Source organism: Polaromonas sp. CG_9.5 (assembly GCF_035984465.1).
In the GTDB taxonomy this organism is placed as follows: domain Bacteria; phylum Pseudomonadota; class Gammaproteobacteria; order Burkholderiales; family Burkholderiaceae_C; genus Polaromonas.
Window position 1 is genome coordinate 1 of record NZ_JAXCHR010000038.1, and the last position, 16,885, is coordinate 16,885.

The window sequence follows — 16,885 nt, forward strand, 5'->3', positions numbered from 1 at the left end:
GGGCGATCAGGTCGAATTGTTCACGAGTCAGTTGCATCCCCGCAGTTTCTCAGCAAGGCTTCAAATTATCAAATTTGAGTTAACAGGCCCTAGCGCAGGGTTTCCATCCCCCGCAAAACGCCTGTTTGCCCGCTATTGGCCGTCGCCGGCAAGGCGGCTGACCTGCATCAAACAACCCCCAAATGACGCGCGTACATGCGGCACCGGCACGGTTTTGCGGTGTTTTTCGTTATATCCAGCCGTATACTTCGACCATTGATTGACCGACCAAACGCCAGGATTTTCCATGCCCAAGCACCCTCTCAAAACCGCCATTACTGCCCTTGCCGCTCTGGTTTTTTCTGCCACGGCCCTGGCCGCTGACCTGACGGTGTCTGCCGCGTCCAGCCTGACGAATGCGTTCAAGGACATCGCGCAAATGTATGAAGCCGCGCACCCCGGCACCAAGGTGCAACTCAACTTTGGCGCTTCGGGCGCGCTGCTGCAGCAAATGGCCAAGGGCGCGCCGGTCGATGTGTTTGCGTCAGCCGATCAGGAAACGATGGACAGGGCGCAAAAAGAAGGTCTGGTCAACGCCGCCGACCGCAAAGACTTTGCGCGCAACAAGCTGGTGCTGATCGTGCCTGCAGACGCCAAAATCATGCCCGCCCGGCTCGACGACCTGACGCAGGCCAGCATCACCCGCGTGGCGATTGCCAACCCGGCCAGCGTGCCGGTGGGACGCTATTCGCAAACCGCGCTCGAAGCCGCGAAGCTTTGGCCGGCCCTGCAAGCCAAGGCCATCAACACGCAAAACGTCCGCCAGTCGCTCGACTACGTGGCGCGCGGCGAGGTCGATGCCGGTTTTGTCTATGCCACCGACGCTGCCATCATGAAAGACAAGGTCAAGATCGCGTTCGAGGTGCCGCTGCAAACCGCCATCCTCTACCCGATTGCCAAGACCGCCACCAGCCCCCACGCGGCTGAAGCCACGTCGTTCATTAATTACCTTTCCACCCCTGCCGCGCAAGACATTCTGGGCAAATACGGCTTCGCCAAGCCCTGAGCGACCAGCGCAGGACAGTTTAAAAAAGGGAACAAGGCATGGACGTGGCATGGTCGGCGCTGAGCCTGTCGCTGCAGGTGGCAGGCTGGGCAACGGCGCTGAATCTGGTGTTCGGCATTGGCGTGGGCTACCTGCTGGCGCGCACGCGCTTTGTGGGGCGCGACCTGCTGGACACCCTGCTGACGCTGCCGATGGTGATGCCGCCGACCGTGCTGGGTTACTACTTGCTGGTGCTGCTGGGGCGCAATGGCTGGATCGGCAAATGGCTGCAAGACAGCTTTGGCATCAACCTGATTTTTACCCTCAAAGGCGCGGTGATTGCCGCCACCATCGTGGCGTTTCCGCTGGTGTTCAAGCCGGCGCGTGCCGCTTTTGAAGCCGTGGACAGCCAGCTGGAAGAAGCCGGGCGCGTGCTGGGCATCTCGGAAATCGGCATCTTTTTGCGCGTCACGCTGCCGATGGCGTGGCGCGGCATTTTGGCCGGTGTGCTGCTGGCCTTTGCGCGCGCACTGGGCGAATTCGGCGCAACGCTGATGGTGGCGGGCAGCATTCCAGGCAAGACGCAAACGCTGTCGATTGCAGTTTACGAAGCGGTGCAGGCCGGGCAAGACGCGGTGGCCAACACACTGGTGCTGATCACCTCGGTGGTCTGCGTGGTGGTGCTGCTAGGCGCAGGCCGGCTGGCACCGGGACGCGTGGCGCACCGCAACTGACGCGCCCAAGACAAAGAAACAAGACAGGAGACGCCCATGCAACTCGACATCAACATCCAGAAAACCCTGCGCTCCGGCGAGCGCGTGTTTCAGCTCAATGCCCGCTTTTGCTCCCAAGGCCAGCGCGTGGTGGTGGTGGGGCCGTCGGGTGCGGGCAAAAGCCTGTTGCTCAAAGCGATTGCCGGACTCATGCGGCCTGACAGCGGCCATGTGCGGCTTGACGGCCAGACGCTGTTTGACGCCAAGGCCGGCATTCATCTGCCGCCGCAGTCGCGCCACATGGCCTATTTGTTTCAGGACTATGCGCTGTTTCCGCACCTGAACGTGCGCCAGAACATCGCTTTTGGCTTGAAACGCGGCTGGTTCAATCCGGGCCTGAACGACGGCGGCGCGGCGGTCGATTACTGGCTGGACGCGCTGCACCTGCGCGAAGTCGCGCACCAGGCCCCGCACGAGCTTTCGGGCGGCCAGCGCCAGCGCACCGCCCTGGCCCGCGCACTGGTGGCCAAGCCGCGCGCCCTGCTGCTGGACGAACCCTTTGCTGCCCTCGACCCCGCCCTGCGCGCGGTGATGCGCGCCGAACTGGACGCCCTGCAGCGCCGCCTGCAAGTCCCGATGGTGCTCATCACGCACGACCCGCTGGATGTGGAAGTGTTTGGCGAGCAGGTGGTGCACGTTCGCGGCGGCGCGATTGAATTGCAAAAAAACGCCGAAGTCAGCCCCCGGATGCTGGCGGCGGCCTGAAAAATCCCGCCCGCAGCGTCCCCTAAACTCCCCACCATGACTTCAAACGACAAACGTATTGAGCTGGGCGGTGCGGTCTGGATGACGGTCGGCGGCGAGAACCTCGGTGGCCCGGGCCGCATTACGCTGCTGGCGCAAATCGCCGAGTGCGGCTCCATCACCCACGCCGCCAAGGCCGTGAAGATGAGCTACAAAGCCGCCTGGGACGCCATCGACACCATGAACAACCTGGCCGGCGAGCCACTGGTGCAGCGCGTGGCCGGCGGCAAGGGCGGCGGCGGCACGGTGCTGACGCGCCGGGGCGAGCAACTGGTCGAAAACTTTCGCCTCATCGAGCGCGAACACCGACGCTTTGTGTCCCAACTGAGCGACCAGGCAGAAGGCCTGGCCGATGATTTTTTACTGTTGCGAAGGATGAGCATGAAAACCAGCGCCCGCAACCACTTCGCCGGCCCCGTCACCCGCGTTCAACGCGGCTCGGTGAACGACGAAATTGAAATCGAAGCCGCCGGCGGCCACAAGGTCGTGGCCATCGTCACGCACGAAAGCGCCGAAGGCCTGGGCTTGAGCGTGGGCGCGCAGGCGTTCGCGCTGGTCAAGGCCTCGTCCATCGTGGTGGTGACCGATGCCGAAGGCGCGAAGTTTTCTGCCCGCAACCGCTTGAGCGGCACGGTTTCGCGCCTGGTGACGGGCGCGGTCAATACCGAAGTGGTGATTGATTTGGCAAGCGGCGGATCAGTCGCCGCCATCATCACCAACGAGAGCAGCAAATCGCTGGCGCTGGCAGAAGGCGTCACCGCCACAGCGATTTTCAAAGCCTCCAGCGTGATCGTGGGCGCACCGGCGTAACTTCACTACACGCCGCAGCCCCTGCCGCGCCGCCAGTGCTTTTATTTGCGCTGGCGGTTTTTTTGTTGGGGATTAGGCCAAATTTTTGTGCTGACAATTGGCAGCGTATCACTACCCCCTAATACGAACATTAGGGAAAATTCGCTTGCAAGGGCAATAGAAAGATAAAAAATACGACAAGGATGATTTAAATTATCAGAGCCAACGCAAAGAGACGTTTTTATTTCAAAATAAAAACAGTAATCGCAAAAAACCACTTTAATCCATCAAGCCGTGCTTGCACATAAATTATTCTAGCAACTTATTACTGACAAGCCCCTGTAAAGTTTTAATTTTTTAAGTCTCTTTTATATCTATAAAAAATACAGAATATTAGCGATTTCAAAGTGCCGGATAAATAGATCAGTTCGGAGGGATTGATATTGCTTTCCAATTGAGTTTTCCATGTACAGCACGATAAATGTCGTTATGTGCCCCTCCACCAGTATTTGGTTGAGATAGTAGAACTATCTTTGACGCATCTACGTAATTTATATACCCACGCTTAATATCAATTTCACTTTCACTTTCACTTTTTTTATCCGGATCACTTGTAATGCAATTTACTTTTCCATTGATTTTAATCTTATTACCTTCTTTAAGCAATCCACTGCAAACTTCTTTCCACTGATCGCGCGAGCCTGCCATATCGGCCCAAAAAGCTGAATTTACAGCTGTATCATATTCACTTGCAGTCAGGACTATAGTATCAACTTTATCAAGACAACCTTTGGAATAGCTAAAACCATCGCCAGAACCATTTTCTGTAAATCTATTGATTGAAAAAGCACTCTGCCAACCAATTAAGGTATTCCATTTACGTTTGCTCAGTCGCGCCTTACCTGAAATACTTTCTCCGCAAATCGCCGAAAACATTGCTCGCGCACCAAATGAGTGCCCAATGCCCACTAACATAGTTTCTGGAGGAGCTACAAACTTAATTCGATCAATAATTTCTGATATCCAGATTGTACCAACCTCATCGGCATCGTTAGCTTTAGCTTTATAGCTTGCAAATTTTATAAGTGGATCCAACCACTGCGAACTCCACACACTTGGCCACGTAACTCCAATAAACAATGGTTCAAAGCGTGACTTACCTGCAGCATTTTTCAAATGCGGAACAATAGAGTTGAAGTTTTGTATAGCCTTTATTTGAGGCGTATTCCAGCCCATGCTAGCTACAATTACATGTGTGTATCCATGTCCATCTTTCGATTTTTTGTCTTTGATTGTCTGTTGCAGTTCAGTAGTTAATAAATCTAATGCCTTGTAAGAATCAACCTGTGCAGTCTGTGATTTACCAGTATTTGCTTGATCTTTAAAGCACATTTTCGCTGGCGCATCTCCTGCGTTTATTTTGCTACTGCCCCATTGAGAGTACATTGTATAGATAAGACAGTTGTCCTGACCATAAGGTTTACCTTCATCTCGTACTACATGCGAAATATAATGTATTTTTGGATCTGAACGCATACGTTCTTTGATATTACGCATGCCTCGTTGATCTTCTAAATTTGAATCAGGATATATCACCCCATTTCCAACTGCATGACGCCTTCCTTTATCCAGCCCAACTATGTAACCGGGGAAGTTAAGCGCTATTGCTTCTGGATTATAAATAATGTCATGAAACACGCCGTTCTCGCCAAATCCTCCACGGGTTGTTATTGCGGATTCTTCCTGAAAATAACCTGTAGGTCTTCCTCCAAAACATCCCGTAAGAAACAAAGAAACATTGCCTATGCACAAAATCGCAAAAATTCGAAAATTTTTCATAAATTCTCCAAAAGTTTTTTACTTTACGAAATCGGCTGACAACATCTAGCTCTTGATATTAAAGCGATTAGTTGTTAACTGAAACCAATTTTTATCATAAAACACCCCCCTTACGCAAGCACTCGCGGTGAAAATTTATAGATATAAACATTCCGTAAAAATCGGCACGCGTGTTCTGGCGAAACTATGGCTTGCAGACTCATACAGATGATGTATAAAGCGTGCAACCGCAGGTCTATTGATTAGCTGCGAAGCGCGCCCAACCTACAGCTTCAGCTCCGCCCCAATCCACCCACGCAGGCTGTTCACAAACGCCCAGCCCTGCGCCCGCGAAACATCCTCCAGCCGCACCACGGCCTCCGTCAATCGGCCGTCGCGCAGCGCCAGCGCGCGGCCCACGCCGGGCAGCAGTCCGCAGCCAAGCGGCGGTGTGACCCATTGACCGTCCAGCCGCAGGGCCACGTTGCCGCGCGAGCATTCGGTGATTTCGCCTTGCTCGTTGAACAGCACGGTGTCGAACACGCCGGGCGCGGTGGGCGTGAAGGCGTCGTAATGGGCGCGGCGCGTAGTTTTGAAGCGGACAAATTCGCTGTGCGACTCTGCCAGCGGACGGTCGGCCAGTTGCAGGCGCACCTGGGCGGGCGAGGCTTCCATGGCAAATGCTTCGGCGCGGGCGTTGCCACGGGCGTCCAGCAACAGGCGCACGCGCCACAGGCCTTGTGAATCTGCTTGCGATTGGGTTTGCGCCAGTTCGCGCAGGCAGCGCTCAGCTTTTGCGCCGTCCCACGGGTAGGCGAAATGGGCGGCGGCGCTGGCCAGGCGTTGCAGGTGTTCGTTCAAATGGCGCAGTTGGCCGCCTTCCAGCGCCAGGGTTTCCAGCAGGTCGAAAGGCTGGCTGGCGCGCTCCAGAAATTTGCGTTTGTCGCGCCACTCCTGCCATTCGGCACCGGGCAGCGCGCCCGAGGTGATGCCGCTGCCAATGCCGCAGCGCAGCTGGTTTGACTGCACGGCGACGGTGCGTATCGGCACGTTGAAGGTTGCGCGGATGCCCTGCCCTTGCCTGCCGGGGCGCACCACGCCGATGGCACCGCAGTAGACGCCGCGCGGTGCGGGTTCGAGCGTTCGGATCATCTGCATGGCGCGCACCTTGGGCGCGCCGGTCACCGAGCCGCACGGAAACAGCGCGCCAAACACGTCGGCCAGCGTGGTGCCGGCGCGGGTGTTGGCCTGGACGTCGGAGGTCATTTGCCACACGCTGGGCAGCGCCTGGGTGTGGAACAAGGCGGGTACGCGCACGCTGAAAGGCTCGGCGATGCGCGACAGGTCGTTGCGCAGCAAGTCCACGATCATGACGTTTTCGGCGCGCTCTTTGGGCGAGGCGCGCAGCGCGGCGGCCTGGGCGGCGTCCAGCGCGGGCGTGTCGCCGCGCGCGGCGGTGCCTTTCATCGGGCGCGCCAGAATGCGGCCGCCCTCGCCTTCACTGTCACCTTTGCCCGCGTCCTGCCAGTCGAAAAACAGCTCGGGCGAGACGGACAGCAGTTGCGCGTCGCCGGTGTCGATAAAAGCCGCGTAGCCGCCGGGCTGGGCGCGTTGCAACGCGGCAAACAGGGCGCGGGCTGCGTTGGCTGGCGGCTCGCCCGTCCACTCGCCGATCAGCGGTGCGGTCAGGTTCACCTGGTACAGCTCGCCGTCGGCAATGGCTTGCTGAATCTGCGCCACAGACGCCCCGAACGCCTCGCGCGAACAGGACGCCTGCCACTGCACGCTGGCGTCGCCTTGCGCGTCCGCGTCGGCGTCGGGCCAGGGCAAGGCTTGGTCGTATACGGCAAACCAGGCCAGCGGGCCGTCGGGCGAATGCGCGGCCAGCGCGGCGTCAAAGGCCGGCGCGGCTTCGTAGCGCAGATAGCCCACGCACCACTGGCCTTGCCGGGCGGCGGCCTGTACGGCGTCGAGCAGCGGGCGCACCTCGGCCAGCGTGTGCGCGACCCGCACAGCGCACGGCGGGCCAAAAGCGTGGCGCAGGCGCGGCGCGGCGCTGTCCAGCGGGTCCACAAAGTCAATCAGAGCAGTTATCAGGGTCAAATCGGCCTCTTGCGCATGCTGTACGGGCGCTTGCAGCTATTAAAAAAGAAGCAGCAGGCCAAAGATTAGCGACTGCTGAACGGTAAAAATTTTGGCGGGTTGCAAGGATTCGGCCAGCCGCTATGACGCGCGCCGCCTTGCGCCAAACCATTCGTCATTCCCGCGTGGGCCGGTAGACAGACAGGCCGGCGTCAGCCCTGCAAGCTTCGCCGCTGGATTCCCGCCTGCGCGGGAATGACGATGCGCGCACCGCGCACCGCGCCCTGATGCCTGACGCAGCTCAGGCCGCGCCGATGTTCGGCACCAGCCCGGCGGTGGGCTGGCCGTTTTTGAGCGCTGCCGTAAAGGCCAGCATGCGGTCAATCGGCAGGCGGGCGCGCAGGCCGAGCGCCGGGTCGATGTGGACTTCGTTGGTGCCGCTTTCCAGCACCTGCGCCAGCCCGGCTAGAGAGTTCATCGCCATCCACGGGCAATGCGCGCAGCTTTTGCAGGTGGCGCTGTTGCCGGCGGTCGGCGCTTCGATGAAAGTTTTGCCGGGGTTCAGCGTACGCAGCTTGTGCATCATGCCGTTGTCGGTGGCGACGATAAATTCAAGCGCGGCCATCTCTTTGGCGGCTTTCAAAATGGCCGAGGTCGAGCCGACCGCATCCGCCAGCGCCACCACGTCAACCGGCGATTCCGGATGCACCAACACCTTGGCCAGCGGATGCGCCTGCATCAGCGCCTGCAACTCAAAGGCCTTGAACTCGTCATGCACGATGCAGGCGCCGTTCCACATCACCATGTCAGCGCCGGTTTCGCGCTGAATGTAGCCGCCCAAGTGCCGGTCAGGCGCCCAGAGGATTTTCTGGCCCTTGTCTTTCAGCGCGCGCACGATGTCCAGCGCGCAGCTGGAGGTCACGACCCAGTCAGCCCGCGCCTTGACGGCGGCGCTGGTGTTGGCATAGACCACCACCGCGCGGTCAGGGTGCGCGTCGCAAAAGGCGCTGAATTCGTCCACCGGGCAGCCCAGATCAAGCGAGCAGGTGGCGTCCAGGTCGGGCATCAGCACGCGCTTTTCGGGCGACAGGATTTTGGCGGTTTCGCCCATGAAGCGCACGCCCGACACCACCAACGTCTGCGCTTCGTGGTCGCGACCGAAGCGCGCCATTTCCAGCGAATCGGAGACGATGCCGCCGGTTTCCTCGGCCAAATCCTGCAAATCAGGATGCACATAGAAGTGCGACACCATGACGGCGTTCTTTTCTTTCAGCAAACTGCGTATCTTGTCTTTCAGCGCCGTGCGCTCGGCTTGCGTTGGCTCCGCTGGCACGCGGGCCCAGGCGTGCTGGGTGGCGCAACGGGCTGATTCGGGCAGCGGCTGCTCGTATTCGACGCTGATCCGGGGCATGGCAGAAATGTTCATTACGCGTCTCCTTGCAGCGCATCCATGCGCATTGAAAAATCAATCGCCTGCACATCCTTGGTCAGCGTGCCAATCGAAATACGGTCAACGCCGGTTTCTGCCAGCGCGCGCAGGCTAGTCAACGTGACGCCGCCCGATATCTCCAGAATCGCCCGGCCAGCGTTCAGGCGCACGGCCTCAAGCAGCGTCGCCAAGTCCATGTTGTCGAGCAGCACCATGCGGGCGCCGGCGTCCAGCGCCTGACCCAGCTGATCCAGGTTTTCCACCTCGATCTCGACAAAATCAGCCTGCGCGGCAATCAGTGCGGCTTGCTGCATGACCTGCGCAATGCCGCCGGCTGCTGCGATATGGTTTTCCTTGATCAGCACCGCGTCGTACAAACCGATGCGGTGGTTGACGCCGCCGCCGGCGCGCACCGCGTATTTTTGCGCCAGACGCAGGCCGGGCAGCGTCTTGCGCGTATCGACAATGTTGGCGCGGGTTCCGGCCACTTGGGCGACATACGTCGCGGTCTTGGTGGCAACTGCGCTTAAAAGCTGCAAAAAATTCAGCGCCGTGCGTTCGGCGGACAGCAGCGCACGTGCCTGACCGTGCATTTCCACCACCACCTGATTCGGCGCGCAGCGTTCACCGTCGCGCACGTGCCAGACGATGCGGGCCTGCGGGTCGATCTGCAGAATCGCCGCCTCGAACCAGGCCGTGCCGCACAGCACCGCACTTTCGCGCGCCAGCACGCGGGCATGCGCCTGGCGGACCGGATCAATCAGCGCCGCCGTCAAATCGCCGCTGCCGATGTCTTCGGCCAGCGCCCGCGCCACGTCGGCCGCTGCCAACTTCGCCACTGAATCCGCGTTGAAATCAAAAGACTTTGTCATAAATAAACGGGGTAAAAGGGCACGCAAGGGCGCACTCATATAATTATTAATCAGAAAAAACCTTGGCCACCAGTCCAAATGGTACCGCCCCTGACGGGGCGCTCTCAGGATGGTGGATTGACAACATGCTGGCGTCGCCCTCGGCCCGCTGGCTTCACACCTCATTGCACCATGTTCAGAACCCTGCTCAAATCCAAAATCCACCGCGCCGCCGTCACCCACTGCGAGCTGAACTACGAAGGCTCCTGCGCCATCGACGAAGACCTGCTGGACGCTGCCAACCTGGGCGAAAACGAACAGGTCCACATCTGGAACATCAACAACGGCGAGCGTTTCATCACCTACGCCATTCGCGCCGAACGCGGCAGCCGCATCATCTCAGTCAACGGCTCGGCAGCGCGCCGCGCATCCGTGGGCGATCTGGTCATCATTGCCGCCTTTGCGCAGGTCGAGGAACAAGAAGTCGCCGGGTTCAGCCCCAAGCTGGTGTTTGTCAACCCCGACAACCGCATCAAGGAAGAGCGCTCGACCATTCCGGTGCAGATGGCGTGACGCCTGCCCGCTGCACGGCCTTCGCAAGCACAATTTGAGCCTGACGCCCGGCCCCTGCGGCAGCGCGCCAGCTTTTTCATTCACTTCTGACCGTCCGGTCAAACGGCCCATGAACAACCAGACCTTGACCGAGCGCAGCCTGCGCCATGTGTGGCACCCGTGCACACAGATGAAACGGCACGAAACACAACCCTTGGTGCCGATTGTCCGCGCTGAAGGCGTGTGGCTGTATGACCTGGAGGGCCGGCGCTACCTGGACGGCATCAGTTCGTGGTGGGTCAACCTGTTTGGCCACAGCCATCCACACATCAAGGCCGCGCTGGTCGACCAACTGGACCGGCTCGACCATGTGATGCTGGCCGGTTTTACCCACCCGCCGGTGGTAGAGCTGTCGGAGCGGCTGGCCGCGCTGACCGGCCTGGGCCATGCTTTTTATGGCAGCGACGGCGCCAGCGCCACCGAAATCGCTTTGAAGATGAGCGCGCATTACTGGCGCAACACGGGCCGGCCCGAAAAATGTCGTTTTATCGGTCTGGCGGGCGGCTACCACGGCGAAACCGTAGGCGCGCTGGCCGTGACCGACATTGCGTTATTTCGCGAAGCCTATGCGCCGCTGGTGCGGCTGGCCGCCACTGTGCCCAGCCCCGATGCGCGCGCGGCCCGGCCCGGCGAAACGCCCCTTGACACCGCTTGGCGTACCGTCGCCGTTCTGCACGACTGGCTGGAAGCGCATCACACGCACACCGCCGCCCTGATCCTGGAGCCGATGGTGCAGTGCGCCGCCGGCATGGCGATGTACGACGCAGCCTACCTGCGCGAAGCACGCGCGCTGTGCGACCGTTATGAAGTGCACCTGATTGCCGACGAAATTGCCACCGGCTTTGGCCGCACCGGCACCATGTTTGCGCACCAGCAGGCCGGCATCCGGCCCGACTTCATCTGCTTATCCAAAGGCCTGACCGGCGGCACGCTGCCGCTGTCGGCGGTGCTGACGACCGACACGGTCTACAACGCGTTTTATGACGACGACATGGCCCGGGGCTTTCTGCATTCGCACTCCTACACCGGCAACCCGCTGGCTTGCCGCGCCGCGCTGGCAACGCTGGAGTTGTTTGAGCAGACTGACGTTCTGGCCCAAAACGTCGAACTGGCAAATCAACTAGACCAGGCTTTTGCGCCGCTGACGCAGCATCCGTCGGTCAAAAACGCGCGTCGGCTGGGCATGATCTGGGCATGGGACATTGACGAAGGTTTTGACGGCGCGCCCCCGCAGCCCCGGTTTTCCAGCCGCTACGCGCAGCACGCGATGGCGCAAGGAGTGGTGCTGCGCCCCATCGGCAACACGATTTACGCCATGCCGCCTTATGTGCTGGATGCGCAAACCATGGCGCATCTGGCCAACGGTGCCCTGGCCGCGCTGCAGGCTACGCTGGCCGACGCGGGCAGTGCGCTTTGAAAGCGCTGTCGCTGTTTGTCACCGGCACCGACACCGGCGTCGGCAAAACACGGATAAGCGTCGCCCTGCTTCACGCCTTGTCAGCGCACCATGCACGCGTCGTCGGCATGAAGCCGGTGGCGGCAGGTATTGAAAATATCAACGGCGTGCTGACCAATGAAGACGTGGTGGCGCTGCGTGCTGCATCGACCTGCGCTGTGCCGCCCGAGCTTGACAACCCGGTGCTGCTGCCAGAGCCAGTGTCGCCGCACATTGCGGCGGCGCGCACGGGCGTAAAAATTGACATTGCGCATTTAGTGGCCTGCCACCGCGCGCTGGCGCAACGGGCGGATGCCGTGGTGGTCGAAGGCGCGGGCGGTTTTCTGGTGCCGTTGTCAGACCTTGAAACCGGCGCTGATCTGGCGCAGGCGCTGGCCTTGCCGGTGGTGCTGGTGGTCGGCCTGCGGCTGGGCTGCCTGAACCATGCGCTGCTGACGGCAGAGGTCATCCGGGCGCGCGGCTTGACGCTGGCCGGCTGGGTCGCCAACCATGTCGATCCGGCCATGCTGGCGCAACAAGACAACCTCGCTTTCCTGCGGCAAAAGATCCACGCACCACTGCTGGCAATCGTTCCTTACCAGCCCGTTTTCGACCCACGCGCGCTGGCTTTCACGCTTCCCCTGGAATGGCAATAACCCGATGACAACTTCCTGGCTTGATGAATTCCCGGCGCGCATTGCCGCGCTGGACGACGCCCACTTGCGCCGCCTGCGCCGCGTGGTCACGCCCGAAAGCGGTGCCCGCCTGTGCGTGAACGGGCAAAGCATGCTGGCTTTTTGCAGCAACGACTACCTCGGCCTGGCCACGCATCCGGCGCTGGTGCAGGCCGCTTGCGACGCTGCGCAGGTGTATGGCGTCGGCTCTGGCGGCTCGCCGCTGGTCAGCGGCCACAGTGCCGCCAATGCGGCGCTGGAGCAGGAACTGGCCGCCTTTGTGGGGCTGGCGCGGGCGCTGTACTTTTATGCCGGTTATGCCACCAACATCGGCATCATTCCAGCGCTGGTGGGCGCTGGCGACGCAATTTTTTCGGATGCGTTGAACCACGCCTGCCTGATTGACGGTGCGCGGCTGTCGCGCGCACAAATCCACCGCTACCCGCATGCCGACCTGGCCGCGCTGGCGCATGGACTGGCGCAAAGCAGCGCCCCGCGCAAGCTGGTCATCAGCGATGCGGTGTTCAGCATGGACGGCGACAGCGCCGACATCCCCGGCTTGCTGGCGCTGTGCGAACAGCACGATGCGCTGCTGCTGCTCGATGACGCCCACGGTTTTGGCGTGCTCGGCCCGCAAGGACGCGGCAGTCTGGCCGCCGCCGGCCTGATCGGGCCGAACGCTTCGCGCCGCGTGCTTTACATGGCCACGCTGGGAAAGGCCGCCGGCGTGGCAGGCGCTTTTGTGGCGGGCGACGATGCGCTGGTCGAATGGCTGCTGCAAAAAACCCGCAGCTACACCTTTGCCACTGCCGCCCCGGCGCTGCTGGCCAGCGCCTTGCGCGTCAGCCTGCAAGTGATTGAACAAGACGACTGGCGGCGCACGCATTTGCAGCGGCTGATTGCCCGCCTGCGCGCCGGTTTGACGACGGGCCTGCAGGGCAGCAGCTGGCAGTTGTCCGATTCGCAAACGGCCATCCAGCCGCTGCTGATTGGCCCCAATGACGAAGCCCTGGCGGCAATGGAAGGCCTGCGCCTGCGCGGCATCTGGGTACCGGCGATTCGCCCGCCTACCGTGCCAGAAGGCACGGCCCGCCTGCGCATTGCCCTGTCAGCCGCCCACACCGAAGGCGATGTAGACCAGCTGATTGACGCGCTGACCACGCTGGCCAAGCCCTTGCGCTGAAGCCGCTTTCAACCCGGCCCGGCTACATTCTGCAACCCCATTTTTTACGAAGGAACTCCCACCATGAACACATCCGCAGAGCAGACCATCACCTTGCACCGCCCCCGCGCCGCCGCAGCGCCAGCCCCGAAAACCAGCGCCGAACGCTGGAGCGTTGACGCCATCGAAGCGCTGTTCAACCTGCCGTTTCCCGAGTTGATGCACCAGGCGCAAACCATCCACCGCGAGAATTTCGACCCCACGCAAGTTGAATTTGCCACACTGCTGTCGGTCAAGACCGGCGGCTGCGCCGAAGACTGCGGCTACTGCCCGCAAGCTGCCCGCTACGACACCGGCGTCGAGGCCAGCAAGCTGATGGAGCCGGCCGAAGTGCTGGCTGCGGCCAAACTCGCGCAAGCCGCTGGCGCCACGCGCTTTTGCATGGGCGCGGCCTGGCGCTCGCCCAAGGAGCGCGACATTGAAAAAGTCGCCGAACTGATCCGCACCGTCAAGGCGCTCGGGCTGGAAACCTGCGCCACGCTGGGCATGCTCGAAGACGGCCAGGCACAAACCCTGCAAGACGCGGGGCTTGACTACTACAACCACAACCTGGACAGCGCGCCCGATTTTTACGGCGACATCATCACCACGCGCAACTACCAGGACCGGCTCGACACGCTGGCCCGCGTGCGCAGCGCCGGCGTCAAGGTCTGCTGCGGCGGCATTGTCGGCATGGGCGAAACCCGCCGCCAGCGCGCCGGCCTGGTGGCCGAGTTGGCCAACCTCACGCCGTACCCGGAATCGGTGCCCATCAACAACCTGGTAAAAATCGAAGGCACGCCGCTGGCGGGTCAAGCCGACCTGGACCCGTTCGAGTTTGTCCGCACCATTGCCGTGGCGCGCATCACCATGCCGACGGCGCGGGTGCGGCTGTCGGCGGGCCGCCAGCAAATGGGCGACGCGGTGCAGGCGCTGTGTTTTTTGGCCGGCGCGAACTCGATTTTTTACGGCGACAAGCTGCTGGTCACCGGCAACCCCGACACCGACGCCGATGTGAACCTGCTGGCGCGGCTGGGTATGCGGGCCGCTGCGCCGGCAGTTCGCTGAACCCAGTGATGAACGCATGGGCAGCGGCTACGCCAGCGGCCCACGGCGCGCCTGCCCATCCCAGCGTACAGGTTGCGCTGGCGCTCTTCAGAACTCGGTCGTGTCAGTCTCGCTGCACACGCAGCCGTCCGGCAGGCCCGCTGCTGGCAACGCCCTTGCCCTTTCACACAGCGCCCTCCTCGTTTAAGTCCGGGCGTTCTAAGCAGGCCCGCTGCTGGCTAAACTTCGTCCTTGGCATTGGCGTGCGTCCACTGACCCGGCAGACCCGGCTCAAACCGCGCCAAGCTCCTAGTAGACTCTTGCATCGGACCCCACCATGACACCAGAAAACACCGCCCAAGCCCCTTCTGCATCGCTGTCAGCCACCCCGTACGGCACGCTGCCGCCCGCCTCTACGCCTTCGACGCGCAAACCGCTGAGCCTGCCGCGCCTGCGCGAAATGCACGCGAACGGCGACAAGATCACCATGCTGACCGCCTACGACGCCACCTTTGCGGCCGTGGCCGATGCCGCCGGTGTCGAATGCCTGCTGGTCGGCGACTCGCTGGGCATGGTTTGCCAAGGGTTGTCGAGCACCGTCGGCGTCTCGCTGGAAACCATGCGCTACCACACCGAATGCGTGGCCAACGGCCTGCGCCGATCGCAAGGCGTGGCCTGGCTGATTGCCGACCTGCCCTTTGGCAGCTACCACGAATCAAAAGAGCAAGCCCTGCGCAGCGCCGTGGTGTTGATGCAGGCCGGTGCGCACATGGTCAAGCTGGAGGGCGGCGGCTGGACCACGGAAACCGTGCGCTTTCTGGTCGAGCGCGGCATTCCGGTCTGCGCCCATTTGGGCCTGACGCCACAAACCGTGCATGCGCTGGGCGGTTACCGCGTGCAGGGCAAGACCGACGAATCGGCCGCGCAACTGCGCCGCGAAGCCAGCGCGCTGCAGGACGCGGGCGCGTCGATGCTGGTGCTGGAAATGGTGCCAGCAGCGCTGTCGCTGGAGGTCACGCAATTGCTGACGCACTGCCCGACCATCGGCATTGGCGCGGGCGACGGCACGGCAGGCCAGGTGCTGGTGCTGCACGACATGCTGGGCATGAATCTGGGCAAAATGGCCAAATTTGTCCATAACTTCATGGACGGCGCGCCCAGCGTGCGCGGCGCCATGGAAGCCTATGTCCGCGCCGTCAAAAACGGCAGCTTTCCGAACAACGCGCTGCACGCCTGGTAAAGCGCCCTTCTGCCGCGCCATTGCGCAGTCGCCACGCCGTTCCAACACGCGTTCACGCCGCTTTCCAGCCCGCCTGGAAGCGCGTCACACCCTTCAAAATCGGGCCGCTTCACCGGCCATCATTCAAGGAAACAACATGCACATCGTCCACACCATCGCGGATTTGCGCGCGCAACTGAGCGCCTTCAGGCGTCCGGCCTTTGTGCCCACCATGGGCAATTTGCACGCTGGCCATATTGCGCTGGTCAAACAGGCCAAGCCGCTGGGCGATGTCACGGTGTCGAGTATTTTTGTCAACCGCCTGCAATTCGCGCCGCATGAAGACTTCGACAGCTACCCGCGCACGCTCGACGCCGACGCCCAGCGGCTCGAAGCCGCTGGCTGCGACGTGGTGTTTGCGCCGCGCGAAAAAGACCTGTACCCCGAGCCGCAAAGCTTCAAGGTACATCCGGCCACCGACCTGAGCGACATCCTCGAAGGCCATTTCCGGCCCGCATTTTTTATCGGCGTCAGCACCGTAGTGATGAAGCTGTTTTCGTGCGTGTTCGCCGGCATGCCCGCAGGCGTGGCTGCCTTCGGCAAGAAGGATTACCAGCAGGTCATGGTGGTGCGCCGCATGGTGCAGCAGTTTGCCCTGCCCATCGAAATTCTGGCCGGCGAAACCCAGCGCGCCGACGACGGACTGGCCCTGTCGTCGCGCAACAGCTACCTGACGCCCGAGCAGCGGCAAGAAGCGGTGCATCTTTTGCAAGCCTTGCGCGCGCTGGGCGAGGCCGCACGCGCCGCGCCCAGCCTGCCAGACCTGGCCGCGCTCGAAGCCCAGGCCATGCAGGCGCTGGCGCGGCGCGGCTGGAAACCCGATTACCTCACGGTACGCCGGCGCGCCGACCTGATGCTGCCGCCAGGCGCGCTGGCCGATGTGCCACTGGTCGTGCTGGGCGCTGCCAAACTGGGCAATACCCGCTTGATTGACAACCTGGAAATCTGACGATAACGGGCACATTCGCTATTTTTTTAATAGCTGCTTGCGCCCGTCCTGCATGCGCTGGCGGCCTGTTTTATCAAAAAATGGTAACTACTCAGCTCACCCAGCCCAGCGAGGCTGAACAGGCTGGCCCCTGAAAGTGCTGACGAGGCATTCAAAGAGGCAAGCGCGCTGCTTGCGA

The 16,885-nt window shown here is 61.5% G+C and carries 16 protein-coding genes; 12 read left to right on the forward strand and 4 right to left on the reverse strand.

All coding sequences use genetic code 11. The features are described 5' to 3' along the window. From RCH06_RS17000 to RCH06_RS17020, 5 genes are all read left to right on the forward strand, one after another. Positions 1–259, forward strand: a 259-nt coding sequence (locus RCH06_RS17000) for a hypothetical protein (protein ID WP_327082650.1), incomplete at its 5' end; no start/stop codon positions are given. A gap of 27 nt (positions 260–286) precedes the next feature. Beyond that, the gene (modA, locus tag RCH06_RS17005) at positions 287–1,045 is read left to right on the forward strand and encodes a molybdate ABC transporter substrate-binding protein (protein WP_327082651.1); all 759 of its coding nucleotides are present in this window, start codon (positions 287–289) and stop codon (positions 1,043–1,045) included. 38 nt (positions 1,046–1,083) lie between these two features. Further along, positions 1,084–1,758, forward strand: coding sequence for a molybdate ABC transporter permease subunit (gene modB / locus RCH06_RS17010; RefSeq protein WP_327082652.1), 675 nt, complete (start codon positions 1,084–1,086; stop codon positions 1,756–1,758). Between the two features lie 36 nt (positions 1,759–1,794). Next, positions 1,795–2,502, forward strand: coding sequence for an ABC transporter ATP-binding protein (locus RCH06_RS17015; RefSeq protein ID WP_327082653.1), 708 nt, complete (start codon positions 1,795–1,797; stop codon positions 2,500–2,502). Positions 2,503–2,538: 36 nt separating this feature from the next. Then, complete coding sequence (locus tag RCH06_RS17020; RefSeq protein ID WP_327082654.1) at positions 2,539–3,351, forward strand: TOBE domain-containing protein; 813 nt, start codon at positions 2,539–2,541, stop codon at positions 3,349–3,351. A 402-nt stretch (positions 3,352–3,753) separates the two neighbouring features. Here RCH06_RS17020 and RCH06_RS17025 read toward each other — a convergent pair whose 3' ends face one another. The 4 genes from RCH06_RS17025 to nadC all read right to left on the reverse strand — a co-directional run bounded on the left by RCH06_RS17025 (position 3,754) and on the right by nadC (position 9,531). Next, a complete protein-coding gene (locus RCH06_RS17025) occupies positions 3,754–5,169 on the reverse strand; it encodes a hypothetical protein (protein ID WP_327082655.1) in 1,416 nt (471 codons plus the stop codon). Positions 5,170–5,433: 264 nt separating this feature from the next. Continuing rightward, complete coding sequence (locus RCH06_RS17030; RefSeq protein WP_327082656.1) at positions 5,434–7,251, reverse strand: chorismate-binding protein; 1,818 nt, start codon at positions 7,249–7,251, stop codon at positions 5,434–5,436. Between the two features lie 280 nt (positions 7,252–7,531). Next, positions 7,532–8,656 carry a quinolinate synthase NadA gene (nadA, locus tag RCH06_RS17035; protein ID WP_327082657.1) on the reverse strand — a complete coding sequence of 375 codons (1,125 nt, stop codon included), beginning with the start codon at positions 8,654–8,656 and terminating at the stop codon, positions 7,532–7,534. Next, complete coding sequence (nadC, locus tag RCH06_RS17040; protein ID WP_327082658.1) at positions 8,656–9,531, reverse strand: carboxylating nicotinate-nucleotide diphosphorylase; 876 nt, start codon at positions 9,529–9,531, stop codon at positions 8,656–8,658. The genes nadA and nadC overlap by 1 nt, the downstream gene beginning before the upstream one ends. A 171-nt stretch (positions 9,532–9,702) precedes the next feature. Between nadC and panD the strand changes: the two genes are divergently transcribed. The 7 genes from panD to panC all read left to right on the forward strand — a co-directional run bounded on the left by panD (position 9,703) and on the right by panC (position 16,707). After that, entirely contained in the window at positions 9,703–10,083 is a 381-nt protein-coding gene (gene panD / locus RCH06_RS17045; RefSeq protein ID WP_327082659.1) for an aspartate 1-decarboxylase, read from the forward strand. 109 nt (positions 10,084–10,192) lie between these two features. Further along, positions 10,193–11,539, forward strand: a complete 1,347-nt coding sequence (bioA, locus tag RCH06_RS17050) for an adenosylmethionine--8-amino-7-oxononanoate transaminase (protein WP_327082660.1) — start codon at positions 10,193–10,195, stop codon at positions 11,537–11,539. Beyond that, positions 11,536–12,213 (forward strand): dethiobiotin synthase, encoded by a 678-nt coding sequence (bioD, locus tag RCH06_RS17055; RefSeq protein ID WP_327082661.1) that lies wholly within the window; start codon positions 11,536–11,538, stop codon positions 12,211–12,213. Before bioA ends, bioD begins: the two co-directional genes overlap by 4 nt. Before the next feature lie 4 nt (positions 12,214–12,217). Beyond that, the gene (bioF, locus tag RCH06_RS17060) at positions 12,218–13,414 is read left to right on the forward strand and encodes an 8-amino-7-oxononanoate synthase (RefSeq protein WP_327082662.1); all 1,197 of its coding nucleotides are present in this window, start codon (positions 12,218–12,220) and stop codon (positions 13,412–13,414) included. A gap of 63 nt (positions 13,415–13,477) precedes the next feature. Continuing rightward, positions 13,478–14,500, forward strand: a complete 1,023-nt coding sequence (gene bioB, locus RCH06_RS17065) for a biotin synthase BioB (protein ID WP_327082663.1) — start codon at positions 13,478–13,480, stop codon at positions 14,498–14,500. Between the two features lie 316 nt (positions 14,501–14,816). Next, a complete protein-coding gene (gene panB, locus RCH06_RS17070; RefSeq protein ID WP_327082664.1) occupies positions 14,817–15,719 on the forward strand; it encodes a 3-methyl-2-oxobutanoate hydroxymethyltransferase in 903 nt (300 codons plus the stop codon). A gap of 136 nt (positions 15,720–15,855) precedes the next feature. Beyond that, entirely contained in the window at positions 15,856–16,707 is an 852-nt protein-coding gene (panC, locus tag RCH06_RS17075; RefSeq protein ID WP_327082665.1) for a pantoate--beta-alanine ligase, read from the forward strand. Positions 16,708–16,885 lie beyond the last annotated feature (178 nt).

What these genes read in the sequence shown, in the direction of transcription:
- modA (WP_327082651.1), top strand. Translation starts at nt 287, where the DNA reads ATGCCCAAGCACCCTCTCAAAACCGCCATTACTGCCCTTGCCGCTCTG.
- modB (WP_327082652.1), top strand. Translation starts at nt 1,084, where the DNA reads ATGGACGTGGCATGGTCGGCGCTGAGCCTGTCGCTGCAGGTGGCAGGC.
- RCH06_RS17015 (WP_327082653.1), top strand. Translation starts at nt 1,795, where the DNA reads ATGCAACTCGACATCAACATCCAGAAAACCCTGCGCTCCGGCGAGCGC.
- RCH06_RS17020 (WP_327082654.1), top strand. Translation starts at nt 2,539, where the DNA reads ATGACTTCAAACGACAAACGTATTGAGCTGGGCGGTGCGGTCTGGATG.
- RCH06_RS17025 (WP_327082655.1), bottom strand. Translation starts at nt 5,169, where the DNA reads ATGAAAAATTTTCGAATTTTTGCGATTTTGTGCATAGGCAATGTTTCT.
- nadA (WP_327082657.1), bottom strand. Translation starts at nt 8,656, where the DNA reads ATGAACATTTCTGCCATGCCCCGGATCAGCGTCGAATACGAGCAGCCG.
- nadC (WP_327082658.1), bottom strand. Translation starts at nt 9,531, where the DNA reads ATGACAAAGTCTTTTGATTTCAACGCGGATTCAGTGGCGAAGTTGGCA.
- panD (WP_327082659.1), top strand. Translation starts at nt 9,703, where the DNA reads ATGTTCAGAACCCTGCTCAAATCCAAAATCCACCGCGCCGCCGTCACC.
- bioA (WP_327082660.1), top strand. Translation starts at nt 10,193, where the DNA reads ATGAACAACCAGACCTTGACCGAGCGCAGCCTGCGCCATGTGTGGCAC.
- bioF (WP_327082662.1), top strand. Translation starts at nt 12,218, where the DNA reads ATGACAACTTCCTGGCTTGATGAATTCCCGGCGCGCATTGCCGCGCTG.
- bioB (WP_327082663.1), top strand. Translation starts at nt 13,478, where the DNA reads ATGAACACATCCGCAGAGCAGACCATCACCTTGCACCGCCCCCGCGCC.
- panB (WP_327082664.1), top strand. Translation starts at nt 14,817, where the DNA reads ATGACACCAGAAAACACCGCCCAAGCCCCTTCTGCATCGCTGTCAGCC.
- panC (WP_327082665.1), top strand. Translation starts at nt 15,856, where the DNA reads ATGCACATCGTCCACACCATCGCGGATTTGCGCGCGCAACTGAGCGCC.